16 protein-coding genes are annotated in these 19,712 nt (G+C 72.0%); 10 read left to right on the forward strand and 6 right to left on the reverse strand.

All coding sequences use genetic code 11. From position 1 onward, the window contains the following. Nucleotides 1-778 precede the first annotated feature (778 nt). The 7 genes from IEY78_RS07870 to IEY78_RS07900 all read left to right on the forward strand — a co-directional run bounded on the left by IEY78_RS07870 (nucleotide 779) and on the right by IEY78_RS07900 (nucleotide 7,348). Nucleotides 779-1,084 carry a hypothetical protein gene (locus tag IEY78_RS07870; RefSeq protein ID WP_189096842.1) on the forward strand — a complete coding sequence of 102 codons (306 nt, stop codon included), beginning with the start codon at nucleotides 779-781 and terminating at the stop codon, nucleotides 1,082-1,084. A gap of 256 nt (nucleotides 1,085-1,340) precedes the next feature. Then, nucleotides 1,341-2,705 (forward strand): acyl-CoA dehydrogenase family protein, encoded by a 1,365-nt coding sequence (locus tag IEY78_RS07875; protein ID WP_189096843.1) that lies wholly within the window; start codon nucleotides 1,341-1,343, stop codon nucleotides 2,703-2,705. Next, nucleotides 2,702-3,718, forward strand: coding sequence for a bifunctional MaoC family dehydratase N-terminal/OB-fold nucleic acid binding domain-containing protein (locus tag IEY78_RS07880; protein ID WP_189096844.1), 1,017 nt, complete (start codon nucleotides 2,702-2,704; stop codon nucleotides 3,716-3,718). The genes IEY78_RS07875 and IEY78_RS07880 overlap by 4 nt, the downstream gene beginning before the upstream one ends. Before the next feature lies 1 nt (nucleotide 3,719). Then, complete coding sequence (locus tag IEY78_RS07885) at nucleotides 3,720-5,048, forward strand: acyl-CoA dehydrogenase family protein (protein ID WP_189096845.1); 1,329 nt, start codon at nucleotides 3,720-3,722, stop codon at nucleotides 5,046-5,048. Then, the gene (locus IEY78_RS07890; RefSeq protein ID WP_189096846.1) at nucleotides 5,045-5,437 is read left to right on the forward strand and encodes a MaoC family dehydratase; all 393 of its coding nucleotides are present in this window, start codon (nucleotides 5,045-5,047) and stop codon (nucleotides 5,435-5,437) included. Before IEY78_RS07885 ends, IEY78_RS07890 begins: the two co-directional genes overlap by 4 nt. Beyond that, the gene (locus tag IEY78_RS07895; protein WP_189096847.1) at nucleotides 5,434-6,603 is read left to right on the forward strand and encodes a lipid-transfer protein; all 1,170 of its coding nucleotides are present in this window, start codon (nucleotides 5,434-5,436) and stop codon (nucleotides 6,601-6,603) included. The genes IEY78_RS07890 and IEY78_RS07895 overlap by 4 nt, the downstream gene beginning before the upstream one ends. A gap of 211 nt (nucleotides 6,604-6,814) precedes the next feature. Continuing rightward, entirely contained in the window at nucleotides 6,815-7,348 is a 534-nt protein-coding gene (locus IEY78_RS07900; RefSeq protein WP_189096848.1) for a SigE family RNA polymerase sigma factor, read from the forward strand. A 19-nt stretch (nucleotides 7,349-7,367) separates the two neighbouring features. Here IEY78_RS07900 and IEY78_RS07905 read toward each other — a convergent pair whose 3' ends face one another. From IEY78_RS07905 to IEY78_RS07915, 3 genes are all read right to left on the reverse strand, one after another. After that, nucleotides 7,368-7,628, reverse strand: a complete 261-nt coding sequence (locus IEY78_RS07905) for a DUF397 domain-containing protein (RefSeq protein WP_189096849.1) — start codon at nucleotides 7,626-7,628, stop codon at nucleotides 7,368-7,370. A gap of 65 nt (nucleotides 7,629-7,693) precedes the next feature. Next, nucleotides 7,694-7,894 (reverse strand): DUF397 domain-containing protein, encoded by a 201-nt coding sequence (locus IEY78_RS07910; protein ID WP_189096850.1) that lies wholly within the window; start codon nucleotides 7,892-7,894, stop codon nucleotides 7,694-7,696. Beyond that, nucleotides 7,891-8,739, reverse strand: a complete 849-nt coding sequence (locus IEY78_RS07915; RefSeq protein ID WP_189096896.1) for a helix-turn-helix domain-containing protein — start codon at nucleotides 8,737-8,739, stop codon at nucleotides 7,891-7,893. Before IEY78_RS07915 ends, IEY78_RS07910 begins: the two co-directional genes overlap by 4 nt. Nucleotides 8,740-8,850: 111 nt before the next feature. On the opposite strand from IEY78_RS07915, the gene IEY78_RS07920 reads away from it, so the two are divergent. Beyond that, nucleotides 8,851-9,264, forward strand: a complete 414-nt coding sequence (locus IEY78_RS07920) for an ATP-binding protein (RefSeq protein ID WP_189096851.1) — start codon at nucleotides 8,851-8,853, stop codon at nucleotides 9,262-9,264. A 4-nt stretch (nucleotides 9,265-9,268) separates the two neighbouring features. Here the strand turns inward: IEY78_RS07920 and IEY78_RS07925 are convergent, their stop codons facing one another. Further along, complete coding sequence (locus IEY78_RS07925) at nucleotides 9,269-10,114, reverse strand: response regulator (RefSeq protein ID WP_189096852.1); 846 nt, start codon at nucleotides 10,112-10,114, stop codon at nucleotides 9,269-9,271. Continuing rightward, nucleotides 10,111-14,367 (reverse strand): HAMP domain-containing protein, encoded by a 4,257-nt coding sequence (locus IEY78_RS07930; RefSeq protein ID WP_229699780.1) that lies wholly within the window; start codon nucleotides 14,365-14,367, stop codon nucleotides 10,111-10,113. The genes IEY78_RS07925 and IEY78_RS07930 overlap by 4 nt, the downstream gene beginning before the upstream one ends. A 362-nt stretch (nucleotides 14,368-14,729) precedes the next feature. Here IEY78_RS07930 and IEY78_RS07935 point away from each other — a divergent pair, with 362 nt between their 5' ends. Continuing rightward, nucleotides 14,730-16,580 carry a SpoIIE family protein phosphatase gene (locus IEY78_RS07935; protein WP_189096854.1) on the forward strand — a complete coding sequence of 617 codons (1,851 nt, stop codon included), beginning with the start codon at nucleotides 14,730-14,732 and terminating at the stop codon, nucleotides 16,578-16,580. Between the two features lie 156 nt (nucleotides 16,581-16,736). Then, nucleotides 16,737-18,386, forward strand: coding sequence for a long-chain fatty acid--CoA ligase (locus tag IEY78_RS07940; protein WP_189096855.1), 1,650 nt, complete (start codon nucleotides 16,737-16,739; stop codon nucleotides 18,384-18,386). A gap of 84 nt (nucleotides 18,387-18,470) precedes the next feature. Here the strand turns inward: IEY78_RS07940 and IEY78_RS07945 are convergent. Then, a partial coding sequence (locus IEY78_RS07945) for a PleD family two-component system response regulator (RefSeq protein ID WP_506417102.1) occupies nucleotides 18,471-19,712 on the reverse strand: 1,242 nt, incomplete at its 5' end.

Here is a 19,712-nt window from a genome sequence, read left to right on the forward strand (position 1 = left end):
CTGCGGGTGCGGTGGCGGGACGGTGGGTGGGGCGGGGCTCCGGCCGGGTGTCGGAGGGCGGCGGAGCGAGGGGTGAGAGGGGGCGCGGTGGGTCGGTCCGCGGGGCAGGCGGCGGTTCGGCCCGGCGGTCGGGCCGCCGATCAGTCCGTCGGTCGGGCCGCGGGTCGGGCGGGTGGTCGGGCCGTGGGTCAGGTCCGTGATCGGGCCGCAGGTCGGGCCGGTGGTCGGTCGGTGTTCCGGTATGGCGTCGGTGCATGGCCATGGAGCTATGTTCGTACGAATGTTCGACGAAGGGAAGGGGGTGTGGAGGGAGCGGAGGTGCGCGCCGGGGGCTCGCGGCGGGTGGGGGTGTGGGTCGTGGGGCTGGAGGTGTGCGGTGTGGCGGGGCTCCTGGTGGGGTCTGTCGACGTCGAGGGGTGTGCGCGGGCGATCGCGGGAGGCGTCGGGGGTTTATTCGGCGGTGCTCATGCTTGCGGGGGAATCGGGGGCCTGCGACGGGTTCGCCGTGGATTCGTGGGCAAGCCTGAGTGCGCGACGTCGAGGAAAGCATCGTGGCGGTCGGCCAACTGCCCGGTGGTGAAAGGAAGTTCCGCGCGGTGGGGGAGTTCCGCGCAGTGTGGGACCGGAGTGAGTGAGCGTCGCAAGTGCAGGCGCACACGCAAGTACAAGCACACACGCAGTCGTATGTCAGAGCTGTAGATCAGACCCCCGCGCAGAAGGGCCGCGCCGGATGCCGGCGCGGTGGATCCAGAAGTCGTGTTCCGTAGGAGGAATAGACATGGCAAGCATCCGTACCGCCCGTGTTCTCGCCGTTGCCGCCGCACTGCCGCTCGCGGCCGCGCTCTGCACCGGCGTGGCGCAGGCCGACAACGGCGGCTTTGCGACCGGCGGGTCGAGTTCGGCGGCGACGAGCCAGGCGGGGAGCGGTGTCGGCGGCACCAACCTCGGCAATTCGACGACCGGCCAGCAGGTCGCCAACGGGGCCGGCGCCTCCAACCAGAACAACACCGCGAGCGTGAACGGCTCCGGCCCCACGCGTATCGACCAGAGCAACGCCACCGTCACGTTCACCAAGCTCTGGTGAGTCGGCGGCGGCCTACGGGGAACCGGCGGCCCGCCGTAAAGGGAGTCGGCGGCGCGTCGCAAGGGGAGTGCGGCGCGGCTGACCGGCGGTGAGGCGTCAGGGTCGGTACGGAGGGGATGGGGCTGCTCCGGAGTTCGCTGCGCCGGCCTTGACAGTGAGCGGGTTTCTGACGGACAGTCAGAAACCCGCTCGCTTCCTTTGTGCGCCCGTCCCCTGTGCACCGGGCGTACGGCCATCAGAAGGGGAGGCCGCCGACGTGCACCTCGCCCCCACCGCCCGACAGGAACAACTGCGCGGCCATCTACGTTCCTATTTCAGGGAGTTGTTGCCGGACGGGCCGGTCGAGGGTGCGGCCGAGCAGCGTGCGGTGCTGCGCCGGATCGGTGCGGACGGCATGCTGGGGCTGGGGTGGCCGACGGCCTACGGAGGGCAGGGCCGCGGGCCCGACGAGCAGTTCGTGTTCTTCGACGAGGCGTATCGCGCGGGCGCGCCGGTCTCGATGGTCACGCTCAACACCGTCGGCCCGACCCTGATGAAGTACGGCACCCCGCAGCAGAAGGACTACTTCCTGCCCCGGATCCTCCGTGGCGAGCTGGTCTTCGCGATCGGCTATACGGAGCCCGGGGCCGGGACCGATCTCGCCTCGCTCCGCACCCGCGCGGTGAAACGGCCGGGGGGAGTGCCTGCCGAGGGTGGGGTCCTTGCGGACGGTGAGGTGCCTGCTGACGGTGGGGCCACTGCGGACGGTGGGGTCCCTGCGGACGGTGAGGTGCCTGCCGACGGTGGGGCGTCTGCCGACGGTCGGGCGCATGCCGAAGGTGGCGCGGGCGGTGATGCTGACGCGGCCGGTGCCGCCCCCGGCCCCGGCGCCGACGAAAACACCCACTGGCTGATCAACGGGGCCAAGAGCTTCACCAGCAACGCCCACCGGGCCGACTGGATCTGGCTGGCCTGTCGCACCGATCCCGAGGCGCCCAAGCACCGGGGCATCTCGCTCCTCCTCGTGCCCACCGACGCGCCCGGATTCTCCTGGACGCCGATCGAGACGGTCGGCGGGCTGATGACCACGGCCACGTACTACGACGGCATCCGCGTCCCGGCCGGGAACCTCGTCGGGGAGGAGAACGGCGGCTGGCAGCTGATCACCAACCAGCTCAACCATGAACGCGTGGCGCTGGCCGCCCTCGGGATGCAGGCCGAGGACTCGTTCGACGCGGCGCTGGCGTATGCCCGTACGCCGGATCAGGAGACCGGCGAGCGGCCCGCGGACCGGCCCTGGGTGCGGTCCCGGCTCGCCGAGGCGCACGCGCGGCTGGCCGCGACCCGGCTGCTGAACTGGCGGCTGGTCGGCGACGTGGGCGCCGGGACGCTCAGCCCCGGAGACGCCGCCGGGGTGAAGTTCGCGGGGACGGAGAGCGCCGTCGAGGTCTACCGGATGTGCCAGGAGGTGGCCGGGGACGCCGCCCTGGTGCGGGCCGGTTCTCCGGGTGCCTTCGGGGACGGCGAGCTGGAGCGGATGAACCGGGCGGCCCAGATCAACACGTTCGGGGGCGGGGTGAGCGAGATCCAGCGGGAGATCGTCGCGACGATGCGACTGGGGATGCGGAGGGGGCGGCGATGAGCGAAGTGGCCCAGGAGGAACCGGTGACGGTGGCGCGCTCCGCCCGGACTCCGGAGACGCCCCTCCCTTACGAGCGGCTCAAGGCCTTCGAGGGGCAGCCGGCCGCGACCGCGGCGGTCGGCAAGGACCCGGTCAACGCGCCGATGATCAGGCACTGGTGCGAGGCGATGGGCGACGCCAACCCGGCCTACCAGGGGCCGGACGCCATCGCCCCGCCGACGATGCTCCAGGCCTGGACGATGGGCGGTCTCTCCGGCCATACGGACCGCTCGGGCGCGTTCGACGCGCTCTTCGCGCTGCTGGATGGCGCCGGGTACACCTCCGTCGTCGCCACCGACTGCGAGCAGGAGTATCTGCGGCCGCTGCGTCCGGGCGACGAGATCACCTTCGACGCGGTGATCGAGGCCGTGTCGGAGCGCAAGACGACCAAGCTGGGGGTGGGCCACTTCGTCACGACGCGGATGGATGTGCGGGCGGACGGGGAGCCGGCCGGGACGCACCGCTTCCGGATCCTCAAGTACGCCCCGCACGCCCCGCACGCCCCGCACGCCCGGCAGAACCCACCCGCCGTGCCCGCCCCACCCGCTGCACCCGCCGCGTCCGCCCCACGGCGCCCCCGCCCCGTCATCAACCGCGACAACGCCGGATTCTGGGCGGGTGTCGCCGGGCATCGGCTGCTGATCCAGCGGTGTACGGGGTGCCGGACGCTGCGTTTCCCGTGGTTGCCGGGGTGCTCGCGGTGCGGGTCGCCGGAGTGGGACACCGTCGAGGCGAGCGGCGCGGGAACGGTCTTCTCCTACGTCGTGCTGCACCATCCGCCGTTCCCCGCCTTCGACCCGCCCTACGCGGTCGGACTGATCGAACTCGCCGAAGGGGTACGGATGGTCAGCAATATCGTCGGCGTCCCGCACGACCGGGTGCGCATCGGCATGCCCGTGCGGCTCGACTTCCAGCGGGTGGACGAGGAGTTCGAGCTGCCGGCCTTCCGCGCGGCGGCCGGGGGTGAGGGGTGACATGGACTTCACTCCCACACCGGAGCAGACGGCGGCCCGCGAGCTGGCCGCGGAGATCTTCGGCGACCTGTCCACTCCCGAGCGCCTCGCCGACCGCGGCGCGGACACGGACACCGCGCTCTGGAAGGAGCTGTGCACGGCCGGACTGCCGGGCGCGGTGGCGGAGACCGGACTGCTCGGGCTCGTCCTGATTCTGGAGGAGCAGGGCCGGACGACGGCGCAGGTGCCGTTCGCCGCGAGCTGTGTCTACGGGCTGCTGGCGATCGGTGCGCACGGCGACGCGGACCAGCGGGCACGGCTGCTGCCGGCGCTCGGGGACGGCACGGCGGTCGCCACCGGGGCGTTCCCGGCCCGCCCGGGCGGCGTACGGGCCTGGCCGGACGCACCCCGGAGACAGGACGCCCCCCAGAGACCGGAAGGGTCCCGTAGGCCGGAAGGATCCCGCACGCCAGAAGGCCCCCCTACGGCGAACGGCCCCCGTACGACGGACGGCCCCCGTAATACGGACCGCAGGGCGCGCCTGACCGGCTGTGTCCCCGTGGTGCCGTGGCTGCGTGAGGCCACCCATGTGCTGGTACCGGACGGGGTGACGCAGACACTGTGGCTGCTGCGTACCGACGCCCCCGGGGTACGGCGGGACCCGGTCGAGACCACCGCGCCCTGGTCGGCGGGCCGGCTCACGCTCGACGACGCGCCCGCCGAGCAGCTGGGCCCGGACGCCTCCGCGGCCCGGCGGCCCGCCACCCACCCGTACGCCGACGTCCTGGCCACCGCCCGTACCGCCTTCGCGGGCCTCCAGGCCGGGGTGTGCGCGGGGGCGCTGGCCCGTGCGGTGTCCCACACCCTCACGCGGGAGCAGTTCGGCCGTCCGCTCTCCACCCACCAGGGCGTCCAGCTGCGCGCCGCCGACGCCCACATGGACACCGAGGCGATCCGGCTGACCGCCTACGAGGCGGCCTGGCGCCGGGACGCGGGCCTGGACGCCGGGGAGCAGGCGCTGACCGCCGCCTGGTGGGCCGCCGAGGCGGGCACCCGGGTCGTGCACACCGGCCAGCATCTGCACGGCGGCGTCGGCGCCGACCTGGGCCACCCCGTCCACCGGCACTTCCTGTGGGGCCGCCAACTGGCCGCCTACCTGGGCTCGGGTGCCGAAGTGCTGGAGGAACTGGGCCAGTTGCTCACCACACGCGACCCACGGGCCGCACAGGCCCAGGCCGCCCAAGCCACCCAGCCCACCCAGGCCGCACGGAACCCGACGGACCCGACAGCCCCGACGGCCCCGACAGCCCCGAGCGACCCCCACACCCGGCACGAGGAGGCCGCCTCATGAAAGCCGGTGACGAGCTTCCGGAACTCACCGTCCCGATCACCCGCACCCTGATCGTCGCCGGCGCGCTGGCCTCCCGTGACTACCAGGACGTGCACCACGACACCGAGGCGGCCGCGGAGAAGGGCTCCCCGGACATCTTCATGAACATCCTCACCACCAACGGGCTGGTCGGCCGCTACCTCACCGACCACTTCGGGCCCCGCTGCGTGCTGCGCAAGGTCGCCATCCGTCTTGGCGCCCCCAACTACCCGGGGGACACCATGGTGTTGCGCGGCACCGTCACCGAGGTGGCGGACGGTACGGCCGTGGTGCGGGTCGTCGGGGCGAACGGCCTCGGCCACCACGTCACCGGCACCGTGACGGTGAGCCTCCCGGAGGGCACGGAATGAGCGTCCACCGCCGCGACTCCCTGGGGGGCCGGGCCGCCATCGCCGGTATCGGGGCCACCGAGTTCTCCAAGGACTCCGGGCGCAGCGAACTCAAGCTCGCCGTGGAGGCCGTCCGGGCCGCCCTGGACGATGCCGGGCTGACGCCCGCGGACGTCGACGGCATGGTCACCTTCACCATGGACACCAACCCCGAGATCACCGTCGCGCAGGCGGCCGGCATCGGCGAACTGTCCTTCTTCTCCCGCGTCCACTACGGGGGCGGCGCGGCCTGCGCCACCGTCCAGCAGGCGGCCCTGGCGGTCGCCACCGGGCTCGCCGAAGTCGTCGTCTGCTACCGGGCGTTCAACGAGCGCTCCGGCCGCCGCTTCGGCTCCGGCGTCCAGCAGCGCGAGCCCTCCGCCGAGGGGGCGGCGCTCGGCTGGAACCTCCCCTTCGGCCTGCTCACCCCCGCCTCCTGGGTCGCCATGGCCGCCCAGCGCTATCTCCACACCTACGGGCTGACCCCGGACGCCTTCGGCCAGGTCGCGGTCACCGACCGCCGCCACGCCGCCACCAACCCGGCCGCCTACTTCCACGGCCGGCCGATCACCCTCGCCGACCACGCCGCCTCCCGCTGGATCGTGGAGCCGCTGCGGCTGCTGGACTGCTGCCAGGAGACGGACGGCGCCCAGGCGATCGTGGTGACCACGCCCGAGCGGGCCCGCACGCTGCCCCACCCGCCGGCGCTGATCACCGCCGCCGCGCAGGGCGCGGGCCGCGCCCAGGAGCAGATGACCAGCTTCTACCGCGACGCGCTGACCGGCCTCCCGGAGACGCGGGTGGTCGCCCGCCAGCTCTGGCGCACCTCCGGGCTCGCCCCGGCCGACATCGACGTGGCGATCCTCTACGACCACTTCACCCCCTTCGTGCTGATGCAGCTGGAGGAGTTCGGCTTCTGCGGCCCCGGCGAGGCCGCCGATTTCGTCGCGGCGGACGCCCTGCCCCTCAACACCCACGGCGGCCAGCTCGGGGAGGCCTATCTGCACGGCATGAACGGCATCGCCGAGGCCGTCCGCCAGCTGCGCGGCACCTCCGTCAACCAGTCCGGCGCCCCCGCGCACGTCCTGGTCACGGCGGGTACCGGGGTGCCGACCTCGGGGCTGGTCCTCGCCGCGGACGGCTCCTGACCGCCGTCCCCTGGGGCGGGGCCGGTGCCGTACGCGGCGCATGGGCCGGTGGCGGCGTGCGCCGCCCGTCGGGGTCCCCTTGGGGGAGGGCGCCCCGGCCCGTCCCCCCAGAGGAGGTGCGGCGGGGGCTACCCGTACAACTTGAGGCGGAGGGCGCTTCGGCACCTGGGGCCGATCCCCTGGCCCCACCCTCGCTTCTAGCGTGGTTCACATGACCACGCCAGTGTGCAGAAGCGCCTCAACCGCCGCTGTCTTCCCGACGTTCTCGTCCTATGTACGGGCCCGGGGGCCGGTCCTGCTGCGCGCTGCGCGGTCGATGTCCGGCAACCCGAACGACGCCGAGGACCTCCTCCAGACCGCGCTCACCAAGACCTTCGTGGCCTGGGAGCGTATCGAGGACCACCGCGCCCTGGACGGCTACGTCCGCCGCGCGCTGATCAACACCCGCACCTCCCAGTGGCGCAAGCGCAAGGTGGAGGAGTTCGCCGTCGACGAGCTGCCGGAGCCGGATCCGCTGCCGGCGCCCGACCCGGCCGAGCTCCAGGGCCTGCGCGACGCGATGTGGCGCGCCGTGATGCGGTTGCCGGCCCGGCAGCGGGCCATGGTCGTCCTCAGGTATTACGAGGACCTGAGCGAGGCCCAGACCGCCGAGGTCATGGAGGTCTCGGTCGGCACGGTCAAAAGCGCCGTCTCCCGCGCCCTGGCCAAGCTCCGGGAGGACCCGGAGCTGGGGATGATCGCCTGACCACCCGAGACCGCGAACCTCAGCCCTCGTCGGCGGCGTACGCGAGGAAGTCGGCCCAGGTGCCCGGCTGGACGCGCAGCTGCGGTCCGTGGGGGTTCTTGGAGTCGCGGATGCGGATGGTGTCGGGAGTGGTGGCTACCTCGACGCACTCGTTGCCGTCGCTCTGGTGGCTGTAGCTGCTCTTCTGCCAAGCGACTTCGATGCACTCATTGCCGTTGCCCTGGTCGCTGTAGCTGCTCTTGATCCAGGTCAGAGTGGTACCGGAAGCGTTCAGTGCCATGTCTCTCCCCTTATCGGTGACGGGGGCGGGCCCAGGACGAAGTCGCCCGAGGCCCTTGACCCATGTCAGCGCTCGTCGGCTGCGTACGCGAGGAAGTCGGCCCAGGTGCCCGGCTGGACGCGCAGCTGCGGTCCGCGGGGGTCCTTGGAATCGCGGATGCGGACGGTGCCGGGGGTGGTGGCGACCTCGATGCAGTCGTTGTTGTCACTGCCGCTGTAGCTGCTCTTGAACCACGTCAGCGTGGTACCGGAAGGCCTCAGCGTCATGTCTCTCTCCGCAGCTTCTCGATGTATGCCAACGACTCTCGTGGGGTGAGAGCCTGAGATCGGATGATCCCATACCGCAGTTCGAGCACCTGTACCTCTTTGGGATGCTCAACCACACGACTGGTGAGCTGTGCTTCCGAGTACCCCACGGTCGACCCATTCCTGAGTTTCAGCAGCTGAACCTGGCCGCTCATTCCGGCGTGATCCTCGCGCTCCGTCGGCATCACCTGGATTTCGACGTGCCTCAACTTCCCGATGTCCAGGATGCGTTCGAGCTGTCGACGTAACACCATCTTGCCTCCGATGGGCCGCTTCAGTGTGACCTCTTCTTGGACGAATGTCAGCGTCGTGAGCGGCTTGCGGTCGAAGATCTCCTGTCGCGCCATGCGTGCCGCCACATGGCGCTCAAGGTCGTCCTCATCGAGTGTGGGGCGTCGCGAGTTGTAGAGCGCGTGTGCGTACTCCTTGGTCTGCAGCAGCCCGTGGATGTTGTGATTGCCGTACGCCCCGAGTTCGACCGCCTGTGACTCCAGCTTCTCCAGGTCCCGCACCTTCTTCGGGTACCGAGCCTGTCGGACGTCCTCCTTCATCGCGGCGATCTTGCCACCCGCATCCAGCACCTCATCGGCCTTGTCGAGGAACTCGGGGCGCGGGATGCGCACACCGCGCTCGATCTTGTAGATCAGGTTTTCCCCGTACCTCATGAGCGCCGCGAACTCCGCAGGCCGCATGCCCGCAGCCTTCCGCCACAGCTTGATTTGACGCCCGACCGCCTCAACGACGGCCCTCGACTCGTCTTCCGGATCGAGTTCCCAGCCCGCCTCGTCCGCGCCGTCAACACTCATCCGCTTCACCTCCTGGACCACGGTGTACATCCCTGGACAACCGAGGACAGTCACCGTACGTACCGGCCGAATCACTTTTCAGCGTAGAGCCGCACGACCACGCTGAGTGACATGAATCAGGAAATCCCCGCGTACAAGCTCCAGTTCAGGGTCCAGCTGTCCGCCACCCGCCGGGGTGCCCGGCTCGCGCGGCTGCTCGCCACGGAGGAACTCCGGACATGGGGGCTGCCGTTCGAGGCACCGGCTCAGGTCATCGCGGAGTTGGCCGCCAACGCGGCCACGCACGGGTGCGTACCGGGCCGGGACTTCCGGCTCGCCGTGCTGTCTGACGCGGACACGCTCCGTATCGAGGTGACGGACGCGCAAGGGGACCGGCTTCCGGCCGTGCAGGGCCGGGGCGTACGGGAGTCGGGGCACGGGCTGGTGCTCGTCGAGGCGCTCGCCGACCGGTGGGGGGTGTGCCGGGGGCCGTTCCCGTGCAAGACGGTCTGGGCGGAGTTCGACCTTCCGATGTGGGGCCGGTGAGGCGTCACGTCCCCCGGTTCACCATCAGCCTGCCCACCGCCTGCTCCAGGTCCGCGATGCGGTCGGCGAGGCGGGCCTTGTCGGAGCCCTTGGCGTCGCGCAGCAGGAGTTCGACCTCGGCGAGCTGGCCGGCGATCTCCGCGAGGCGGGAGGCGTCGCCGGCCCCGGGCTGCGGCTCGGCGGGCTTCTCGGCCTGCCCGGGCTGCGGGGTCCCGGGGGCGCCGGGGACCGGCGGGAGGTCGGGGTGCGGCGCGGATGCCGGTTCCCCGGCCTTTCCGGCCGCCGGCGGGGGAGGGTCCGCCGCCGGTGTCGAGGTCGTGACCGTGGGGGCGGGGGTGGGCGTGCTCATCGGGACGGTCATCGTCGGCGGGGTCGGTGCCCCCTCGCCCGCGGGGTTCTCGTCCGAGGTCAGCAGGCGCCGCAACTGCTCGGCCTGAGAGGCCAGTTGGCGGTTCTTGCGGAACAGGTCGAGGAAGACGTTCACCTTGGTGCGCAGCAGCCAGGGGTCGAACGGCTTGATCAGGAAATCGGCGGCGCCGACCGTGTAGCCGCGGTAGGCGTAGTTGGGGTCGATGGAGGCGCCGGTCAGGAGGATGATCGGGACGTCCTTCGTCTGGTCCAGGCCCTTGATGTTGGCGGCGGTCTCGAAGCCGTTCATGCCCGGCATCAGCACATCGATGAGGACGACCGCGAACTCCTCGCGGAGCATGGCCTTCAGGGCCTCCTCACCGGAGCGGGCGCGCACCACCTTCTGGGTGAGGGAGCCCAGTACGGCTTCCAGCGCGACGAGGTTCTCCTCCATGTCGTCGACGATGAGGATGCTGGGTGAGGTGTCCGGAGTGGTCGTCATGGGTGCTCCCCCGTCGTTCCGTGGTGGTCCTGGCCGGTGTCCTCGTCCGGATCACGGCCCGGGTCGGGGCCGGTGCCCGCTCCGGCGTCGAAGCCGGTGCCGGGGCTTCCGCCTCCGTCGGACCCGTCCCCGGTGGGCCGCGGCGGGTCGTCGCAGTCCTCCGGGTCCAGGAGGCGGCAGATCACGGACAGCAGCCGGTCCACGTCCACCGGCTTGGGGATGTAGTCGTTGGCGCCGCTCTCGATGGCCTTCTCGCGGTCGCCCGGCATGGCCTTCGCGGTGAGCGCGATGACCGGGAGGTCCGCGAACCGGGGGGCCTGGCGGATGGCCGCGATCATCTCGTAGCCGTCCATCTCGGGCATCATGATGTCCATCAGCACCAGCGAGACATCCGGTGTCCGGTCCAGGACCTCCAGCCCCTCGCGGCCGTTCTCGGCGTACTTCACGCTGATGCCGACCCGGCCGAGCACGTGCGTGAGGGCGAAGACGTTGCGGATGTCGTCGTCGACGATGAGGATGCGGCGGTCGGCCAGCACCTCGCCGGGGCGGCCGCTGAGCCAGTCCTTGAGGCGGGTGGTCTCCGGCCAGGTCACGGCGTCGCCGTCATCGGCATCGGAGGTGGGAGCGGCCGGGGCCGTCGGCTCCTGGTCCTCCCGGCCGCGGAAGAGGTCCCCGCGCGGCGCGCTCTCCAGCTCCGCGGGCGCGGACGTGCGCTGCTCGCCCACCGCGGGCCGGGCCGCCGGGCCCGTCACCGGGGCGGGGCCCTCCGCGGTGACGGGCCCGGCGGTGGAGCCCGTGGCGGCGGAGGGGCCGGTGTAGCGCACGGGTACGTACAGGGTGAAGGTCGACCCGACGCCCGGCTCGCTCTCGGCGATGATCCGGCCGCCCAGCAGCCCGGCCATGTCGCGGCTGATGGAGAGGCCGAGGCCGGTGCCGCCGTATTTGCGGTTGGTGGTGCCGTCGGACTGCTGGAACGCCTCGAAGATGGCGTCGAGTTTCTCCGGCGAGATGCCGATGCCGGTGTCCTTGACGGAGAGCGCGATGACGTCGTCGGCGGTGCGCAGCGACTCCTCCTCGAAGTCCTTGCCCGTCACCCGCTGGACGATGAGTTCGACGCTGCCGGAGGAGGTGAACTTCACGGCGTTGGACAGCAGGTTGCGCAGGATCTGCTGGAGGCGCTGCTCGTCGGAGAAGAGCTCCTTGGGGACGTTCTCGCCGACCCTGACGTCGAAGGTCAGGCCGCGGTCGACGGTGAGCGGCTTGAAGGTGGCGCGGACGTAGTCGAGGAGTTTGATCAGCGGCAGGGTCTTGGGGTGGACGTCCATCCGGCCGGCCTCGATCTTCGACAGGTCGAGGATGTCGTTGATGAGCTGGAGCAGGTCGGCGCCCGCGCGGTGGATGGTGACGGCGAACTCCACCTCCTGCGCGGAGAGCCGGCTCTCGGGGTTGTCGGCGAGCAGCCGGGAGAGCACCAGCAGGGAGTTCAGCGGGGTGCGCAGCTCGTGCGACATGTTCGCCAGGAACTCCGACTTGTACTGCGAGGAGGTGGCCAGCAGGGCCGCCTTCTCCTCCAACTCGGCGTTGGTCAGCTGGAGTTCGTCGGAGCGCTGGCGCAGCTCGGCGGTCAGCCGCTGGGACTCCGAGAGCAGGGACTCGGTCCGGGCGTTGGCGATGATGGTGTTGATCGAGACGCCGATGGTGTTCACGAACTGGTCGATGAAGGCGAGGTGGACCTCGCTGAACCGGCTGAACGACGCCAGCTCGATGACGCCGAGCACCTGGTCCTCGAAGAGGATGGGGAGGATGACGATGCTGGCGGGGGCGGCGGCGCCGAGCCCGGAGCTGATGGTGATGTAGTCGGGCGGGACGGCCTCGACGACGATGCGCTTCTTCTCCATGGCGGCCTGGGTGATCAGGCCCCAGCCGGGGGTGCCCAGCCGCAGCCGCGGCAGGGAGCGGCGGCCCTCGGGCTGGCCGGTGCCGTAGCCGGCGATCAGCTCCAGCCCCTCGCCGGGCTCGGCGCCCGCCTCGGCCAGGAAGAACGCGCCGAACTGCGCGTTGACCAGCGGGGTCAGCTCGCGCAGGATCAGGTCGGCGACCTCGACCAGGTCGCGGTGGCCCTGCATCAGGCTGGCGATGCGGGCCAGGTTGGACTCCAGCCAGTCCTTGGCGCGGGTGGTCTCACGGAGGTTGGCGACCATCAGGTTGACGTTGTTCTTCAGGGCGGCGACCTCGCCCTGGGCGTCGACGGTGATCGAGCCGGACATGTCGCCCTGGGTGACGGCGCTGGCCACCTCGGCGATCGCGCGGACCTGCGTGGTCAGGTTCAGCGCCAGCTCGTTGACGCTGGTGGTCAGCTGCTTCCAGGTGCCGTAGACGCCCTCGACCCGGGCCTGGCCGCCCAACTGGCCCTCGCTGCCGACCTCGCGGGCGACTCTGGTCACCTCGGACGAGAACGACGACAGGGTGTCGACCATCGTGTTGATCGTCGTCTTCAGTTCGAGGATCTCGCCGCGGGCGTCGACGTCGATCTTCTTGGACAGGTCGCCCTTGGCGACGGCGGTGGCGACCTGGGCGATGTTGCGGACCTGGGAGGTCAGGTTGTCGGCCATGAAGTTGACGTTGTCGGTGAGGTTCTCCCAGACGCCGGAGACGCCGTGCACCTGCGCGCGGCCGCCGAGCCGTCCCTCGGTGCCGACCTCGCGGGCCACCCTGGTCACCTCGTCGGCGAACGCCCGCAGCTGCTGGACCATCGTGTTGACGGTGTCCTTCAGTTCGAGGATCTCGCCGCGGGCATCGACGTCGATCTTCTTCGACAGGTCGCCGTTGGCCACCGCCGTGGTCACCTGGGCGATGTTGCGGACCTGGGAGGTCAGGTTGAGCGCCATGAAGTTGACGTTGTCGGTGAGGTCCTTCCAGACCCCGGAGACGTCCCTGACCTGCGCCTGGCCGCCGAGGTTTCCCTCGGTGCCGACCTCGCGGGCCACGCGGGTGACCTCGTCGGCGAAGGCGGAGAGCTGGTCGACCATGGTGTTGATCGTCGTCTTGAGTTCGAGGATCTCGCCCTTGGCCTCGACGGTGATCGTCTTGCCGAGGTCGCCCTCCGCGACGGCGGTGGCGACCTGGGCGATGTTGCGGACCTGCGAGGTCAGGTTGTCGGCCATGAAATTGACGCTCTCCGTCAGGTCTCTCCAGACCCCGGAGACGCCTCTGACCTGCGCGCGGCCGCCGAGCTGGCCCTCGGTGCCGACCTCGCGGGCCACTCGGGTGACCTCGTCGGCGAAGGCGGACAGCTGGTCGACCATGGTGTTGATCGTCGACTTCAGTTCGAGGATCTCGCCCCGGGCGTCCACGGTGATCTTCTGGCTCAGGTCGCCGGTGGCCACTGCCGTCGTCACCTGCGCGATGTTGCGGACCTGCCAGGTCAGGTTGGACGCCATGAAGTTGACGTTGTCGGTCAGGTCCTTCCAGACCCCGGAGACGCCCCTGACCTGCGCGCGGCCGCCGAGCTGGCCCTCGGTGCCGACCTCGCGGGCCACCCTGGTCACCTCGTCGGCGAACGCCCGCAGCTGGTCCACCATCTTGTTGACGGTCAGCTTCAGTTCCAGCAGCTCGCCGGTGGCCTCCACCGTCACCTGCTGGGTCAGGTCGCCGGTGGCCACGGCCGTCGTGACCACCGCGATGTCGCGCACCTGCGCCGTCAGCCGGGACGCCATGGCGTTGACCGCCTCGGTCACATGGAGCCAGTCGCCGGAGAGCCCCTGGACCTTGGCCCGGCCGCCCAGCCGCCCCTCGGTGCCGACCTCGCGGGCGACCCGGGTGACCTCGCCGGTGAACAGCGACAGCTGGTCGACCATGCGGTTCACGCCGCTGCCCAGCCGGCGCAGGTCGCCGCGGAGCTGGCGGTTGCCGTCGTGCAGGTCGACGCGCTGGGTCAGATCGCCGTCGGCCACCGCGTCCAGCACCCGGGTGGCCTTGGCGAGCGGGACCACCAGCGCCTCCAGGACGGTGTTCGCCGCGTCGATGTTCGTGGTCCAGGCCCCCTGGCCGGGGCTCGCGGAGATCCGCTCGTCCAGCCGGCCCTGCCGGATGACCTCGCCCCGGACGCGCTGCAGCTCGGAGGAGAGATGGGCGTTGCGGGCGATGATCTGGTTGAGCACGCCGATCATGTCGGCCAGCACGCCGTCCGGGGAGCCGCCGTCGGGCGGGCTGGGGACACGGGTGGTGAAGTCGCCGTCGCGCAGCGCGTTCATCGCCGCGAGCAGCGGCCGCAGTTCACTGGTGCGTACCCACTGCCCGTCCTGCGGGGGCTCGGCGGGCCGCGTGGTCCCGGGCGTCGCCGGCTGCCGGGGGTGCGCGGATTCCTCGGCGGCGGGCGCGCTCCCGTCGGCCCCGGAGGGCCCGGTGGGCGCAGGGGGATCCGCGGCTTGCGGAGCCGCCTCGCGCCGGTTCGGGTCGAGCGCCATCACACACCATCCCGCCGATGATCGATACGGAGAGGGTCCAGTCGGGCAGAGTGATCAATGTGGGCAGGTATGACATAGTATAAAGCGCCCGTAGGTGTATTTTCCCGGCACATCCAGGGGGTGCAGTGACCTCGCTGTCCTCCCCACCCATGACGGAAACCGTCTCCCGGAAAGGCCTGCCCGCGAACCAGCTCGCGGCGGCCGGCGCGCGCAAGTTCGTGCGGGCACTGCTCGCCGAACGGGCGGCCGCGCCACCCGCCACGACCGGGAACGGAGCGGCGGCGATCAGCCAGGAGCTGATCCACGACGCCGTGCTCCTCACCAGCGAGCTGGTCACCAACGCCGTGATGTACGCCGGGACCGACATCGACGTGACCTGCCGCCTGGAGTACGGGCGGCCCCCCGGCGAGGGGGACGGCCGGGAGCGGGCGGGCCGGGCCACCGTGGGCGTCGTCATGGAGGTCTCCGACCGCCACCCCTCACGGGGCGTACGCGGCGGGGTGGACGCCCGCAGCGGAGAGCCGGGGTACGGGCTCCAGCTGGTGAGCGCGCTGGCGGAGTCCTGGGGCGTGACCTACCACAAGGCCGTCAAGACCGTCTGGTTCCGCCTGGAGGCCACCGAGGGCGAGCCCGGCACCGCCGGGAGCCCCTCCCCGCGGCTGGAGCACCCCGCCGCCGAGCCGTCCACGCCGCTGGCGCACCCCGCGCGGGAGGCGGCCCGCCGGCCCGGACTCGCCGCCGAGTGGGCCGACCGCGGCGGCCCGTCCTTCCTCGCCGAGACCAGCGAGCTGCTGGCCGGACAGCTCGACCAGGACATGGTCACCGCGCTCGCCGCCCAGCTCCTGGTGCCCCGGCTCGCCGACTGGTGCGCGATCTGGCTGACCGCCGAGGGCGGCGGCATGGAGCTGTCCCGCGTCTGGCACGTCGACGAGCGCCGGATCACCCCGCTCCGCGAGGACCTGGAGCGCAGCGATCCGCCGACCGAGGCCATCCGCACCGCCGGCATCCCCTGGCCCTGGCCGGAAAGCGCCGGCGCGGCCTCCACGGGCGGCTCGGCGCTCGCCTTCCCGCTCGTCGCCCGGGACGCCGACCAGGGCGTCCTGCTGCTCGGCCGGGCCGGGCACCTGCAGATGACCGACACCGTGGTGCGGATGGTCGAGGACGTGGCACGCCGGGTCGCGCAGGCCGTGTACACCGCCCGCCAGTACACCCGGCAGACCACGATCAGCCTGGCGCTCCAGCGCCGGCAGCTGCCCGCCTCGCTCGCCAGCATCGTCGGCGTCGACACGGCGATCGTCTACGAGCCGCACGGCGAGGGCCAGACCGTCGGCGGCGACTTCTACGACGTCTTCCCGATGGGCGACCGCCGCTGGTGCTTCCTGCTCGGCGACGTCCAGGGCAAGGACCCCGAGGCGATGTCCGTCACCGGACTGGCCCGCCACCTGGTGCGGCTGCTGGCCCGGGAGGGGCACGGCGTCGAGTCGGTCCTCGGCCGGCTGAATCTGGCCATGGCGGAGGAGAGCGCCGAGGCGGTGGCGCTGGGCGGCGAGCAGGCCTCCTCCCGCTTCCTGAGCCTGCTCTACGGCGAGCTGGAGGTCGAGCCGGGCGTGCCCGGCGCCCGCTGCACGGTCGCCACGGCCGGCCACCCGCCACCGCTGCACATGTTCACCGATGGCACCGTCGAGGCGGCCTCCGAGCCGCAGATGCTGCTGGGCATCGACGAGGGCACCGAATTCCAGGCCAGCTCCTTCACCCTCGCACCGGGCGAGACCCTGCTGTGCGTCACCGACGGGGTCACCGAACGCCGCAGCGGGAACTGGCAGTTGGACGACAACGACGGGCTGATGGAGGTGCTGCGGGACGGCATGGGGCTGGGCGCCAAGGCCCTCGCCGAGCACGTCCGGCGCGCCGCGCACGACTTCGGCACCGGCCCGGTCGAGGACGACCTGTCGGTGCTGGTCCTCCAGGCGGTGACCCCGGCGGCCGACCGGCGCCCGTGAGACCGGCCGGCGCGCGGCGGCCCCGGCGCGGCCCGTTCCGTGGCCGCATCTGATCATGAGCGGGCAAGAACACACTCCGGAGGGCGTGACATACCGCCTGGTATGCGATGACAATCGCAGCACCACTAACCGCCCGTAGTAAAGCGGAGGCACCCGGTGCTCAGCACGATGCAGGACGTACCGCTCACCGTCTCGCGAATCCTGGCCCACGGATCGACGGTTCACGGTCAGTCGCAGGTCATCACCTGGACCGAGGGGGAGCCGCACCGCCGCACCTTCGCCGAGATCGGCCGCCGCGCCGCCCGGCTGGCCCACGCGCTGCGCGACGAGCTGTCCGTGGCCGACGAGGAACGCGTCGGCACCCTCATGTGGAACAACGCCGAGCACCTGGAGGCCTACCTCGCCATCCCCTCCATGGGGGCGGTGCTGCACACCCTCAACCTGCGGCTGCCCGCCGAGCAGTTGGTGTGGATCGTCCACCACGCCCAGGACCGCGTCGTGCTGGTCAACGGCAGCCTGCTGCCGCTGCTCGCCCCGCTGCTCGGCCAGGTGCCCCACGTGGAGCACGTCGTGGTCGTCGGCCCCGGCGACCGCTCCGTACTGGACGGCGCCCCGGTCCGCGTGCACGACTACGAGGAGCTGCTCGACGGCCGCCCGGAGAGCTACGACTGGCCGGAGATCGACGAGCGGGAGGCCGCGGCGCTCTGCTACACCTCCGGGACCACCGGCGACCCCAAGGGCGTGCTCTACAGCCACCGTTCGCTCTACCTGCACTCGATGCAGGTCAACACCGCCGAGGCGTTCGCCCTCAGCTCGCGCGACATCACCCTGCCGGTGGTGCCGATGTTCCACGTCAACGCCTGGGGCCTGCCGCACGCCGCGTTCATGGCCGGCGCTTCCTTGCTGATGCCCGACCGCTTCCTGCAGCCCGCGCCGCTCGCCGAGATGATCGCGACCGTACGGCCCACCATCGGCGCCGCCGTCCCCACCATCTGGCAGGGCCTGCTCGCCGAACTCGACGCCACGCAGCGGGATGTGGCCTGCCTGCGGACGGTCGTCATCGGCGGCTCGGCCTGCCCGCCCGCCCTGATGCGCGGCTTCGAGGAGCGCCACGGCATCCGCGTCGTGCACGCCTGGGGCATGACCGAGACCTCCCCGCTGGGCAGCGTCGCCCACCCGCCGGCCGGCGTCAGCGGCGACGAGGAGTGGGACTACCGCGCCACCCAGGGCCGCTTCCCCGCCTCCGTGGAGGCCCGGCTGATCGGCCCGGACGGCGAACGGCTCCCCGCGGACGGCCGGGCCGCCGGCGAACTGGAGGTCCGCGGCCCCTGGATCGCCGGTGCCTACTACGGCGGCGCGCAGGGCGAACCGCTGCGCCCCGAGGACAAGTTCAGCCCCGACGGCTGGCTGCGCACCGGCGACGTCGGCACCATCACCCCGAACGGCTTCCTGACGCTGACCGACCGCGCCAAGGACGTCATCAAGTCCGGCGGCGAATGGATCTCCTCGGTCGAGCTGGAGAACCACCTGATGGCTCACCCGCACGTCGCGGAGGCCGCGGTGGTCGCCGTACCCGACGACAAGTGGGGCGAGCGGCCGTTGGCGACGGTGGTCCTCAACCACGGCGTGAGCATCGGCTACGAGGAGCTGAAGGCGTTCCTCGGTGAGCGGGTCGCGCGCTGGCAGCTGCCCGAGCGCTGGGCGGTGATCCCGGCGGTGCCCAAGACGAGCGTGGGCAAGTTCGACAAGAAGGTGCTGCGCAAGCAGTACGCGGACGGGCAGTTGGACGTCACCCTGCTGGCCTGAGCCGGCGGCCGTGAGCGCTGCTCCGGGCCCGGGCGTCCACGACACGGGCGTCCGGCCCGCCCGCCGCTCACCCGGTCACTGCGGTCAGTTCGTGCCGATCTTGGCGAGCAGGTCGACGATCCGGGACTGCACCTCGGCACTCGTCGAGCGCTCTGCGAGGAACAGCACCGTCTCGCCGACGGACAGCCGGGGCAGCTGCGCCGGATCCATGTCGGCGGAGGTGTAGACGACCAGCGGGGTGTGGTCGAGCAGCCCGTTGGCGCGCAGCCAGTCGACGATGCCGGCCCGCCGGCGGCGCACCTGCATCAGGTCCATCACCACCAGATTCGGCCGCATCTGCGTGGCGAGGCTGACCGCGTCGGCGTCCGCCGAGGCCCGGCCGACCTGCATCCCGCGCCGCTCCAGCGAGGCGGTCAGCGCCGCCGCGATGTCGTCGTTCTGCTCGATCAGCAGCACCCGCGGCGGATGCACCTCGCTGTCCCGCGGGGCCAGTGCCTTGAGGAGGACGGCCGGGTCGGCGCCGTACGCGGCCTCCCGGGTGGCCATCCCCAGACCGGCCGTCACCAGGACCGGGACCTTGGCCGCGCCCGCCGCCTGGCGCAGCGACTGGAGCGCGGTGCGGGTGATCGGACCGGTCAGCGGGTCGACGAAGAGCGCCGCCGGATACGCGGCGATCTGCGCGTCCACCTCCTCCCGGGAGTTGACGATCACCGGGCGGTAGCCGCGGTCGCTGAGCGCCTGCTGGGTGGCGCCGTCCGGCGCGGGCCAGACCAGCAGCCGGCGCGGATTGTCCAGCGGCTCCGGCGGCAGCTCGTCGTCCCTCGGCATCGGCTGACGGTCCATCACCTCGATGGCGCCGTTCGGCCCGTCCAGCGGCTCGGGACCCTCGCTGCCCTCGTCCGGCGCGGAGATCGCGAAGGCCCGGCCCTCGCTCGCGTCCAGCAGATGGGGCTGCGGAGGGGCGGCGGCCGGGTGCTGCGCCTGCGGTGCCTGCTGCGGCGGGGCGGCGGGATGCGGCCGCGCCTCGGCCGCCGCGGCCCCGGCGGCGGACGCCCGCTCACCCTCCTGCGGCGGCGCGGCGAGCTTGCGGCGGCGGCCCGAACCGGCGGACGTGCCCCCGGGCGGGGTGCTGCCGGGCGGCACCGGCGGCCGCTGCTGGTCGGCGATCTGCTGCGCGAACGGCACGCCCTGCCCGAGCGTCCGCACGCTGAACGCCCGCCCCTGGGAGTGCTCGGCGGCGTGCCCGTCGTCCTCGGCGGCGGGCGGCAGCGGCTGGCGCTGCGGCGCCGCGTCCGGACCGCCCTGCGCGGCGGCGGCCGGCGCCGG

This window comes from Streptomyces kronopolitis, from assembly GCF_014646275.1.
GTDB classification, from domain to species: Bacteria; Actinomycetota; Actinomycetes; order Streptomycetales; family Streptomycetaceae; genus Streptomyces; species Streptomyces kronopolitis.

Coding starts and splice junctions, on each gene's coding strand:
- IEY78_RS07870 (WP_189096842.1), top strand. CDS start 779: ATGGCAAGCATCCGTACCGCCCGTGTTCTCGCCGTTGCCGCCGCACTG.
- IEY78_RS07880 (WP_189096844.1), top strand. CDS start 2,702: ATGAGCGAAGTGGCCCAGGAGGAACCGGTGACGGTGGCGCGCTCCGCC.
- IEY78_RS07885 (WP_189096845.1), top strand. CDS start 3,720: ATGGACTTCACTCCCACACCGGAGCAGACGGCGGCCCGCGAGCTGGCC.
- IEY78_RS07890 (WP_189096846.1), top strand. CDS start 5,045: ATGAAAGCCGGTGACGAGCTTCCGGAACTCACCGTCCCGATCACCCGC.
- IEY78_RS07895 (WP_189096847.1), top strand. CDS start 5,434: ATGAGCGTCCACCGCCGCGACTCCCTGGGGGGCCGGGCCGCCATCGCC.
- IEY78_RS07900 (WP_189096848.1), top strand. CDS start 6,815: ATGACCACGCCAGTGTGCAGAAGCGCCTCAACCGCCGCTGTCTTCCCG.
- IEY78_RS07905 (WP_189096849.1), bottom strand. CDS start 7,628: ATGGCACTGAACGCTTCCGGTACCACTCTGACCTGGATCAAGAGCAGC.
- IEY78_RS07910 (WP_189096850.1), bottom strand. CDS start 7,894: ATGACGCTGAGGCCTTCCGGTACCACGCTGACGTGGTTCAAGAGCAGC.
- IEY78_RS07915 (WP_189096896.1), bottom strand. CDS start 8,739: ATGAGTGTTGACGGCGCGGACGAGGCGGGCTGGGAACTCGATCCGGAA.
- IEY78_RS07920 (WP_189096851.1), top strand. CDS start 8,851: ATGAATCAGGAAATCCCCGCGTACAAGCTCCAGTTCAGGGTCCAGCTG.
- IEY78_RS07925 (WP_189096852.1), bottom strand. CDS start 10,114: ATGACGACCACTCCGGACACCTCACCCAGCATCCTCATCGTCGACGAC.
- IEY78_RS07930 (WP_229699780.1), bottom strand. CDS start 14,367: ATGAACGCGCTGCGCGACGGCGACTTCACCACCCGTGTCCCCAGCCCG.
- IEY78_RS07935 (WP_189096854.1), top strand. CDS start 14,730: ATGACGGAAACCGTCTCCCGGAAAGGCCTGCCCGCGAACCAGCTCGCG.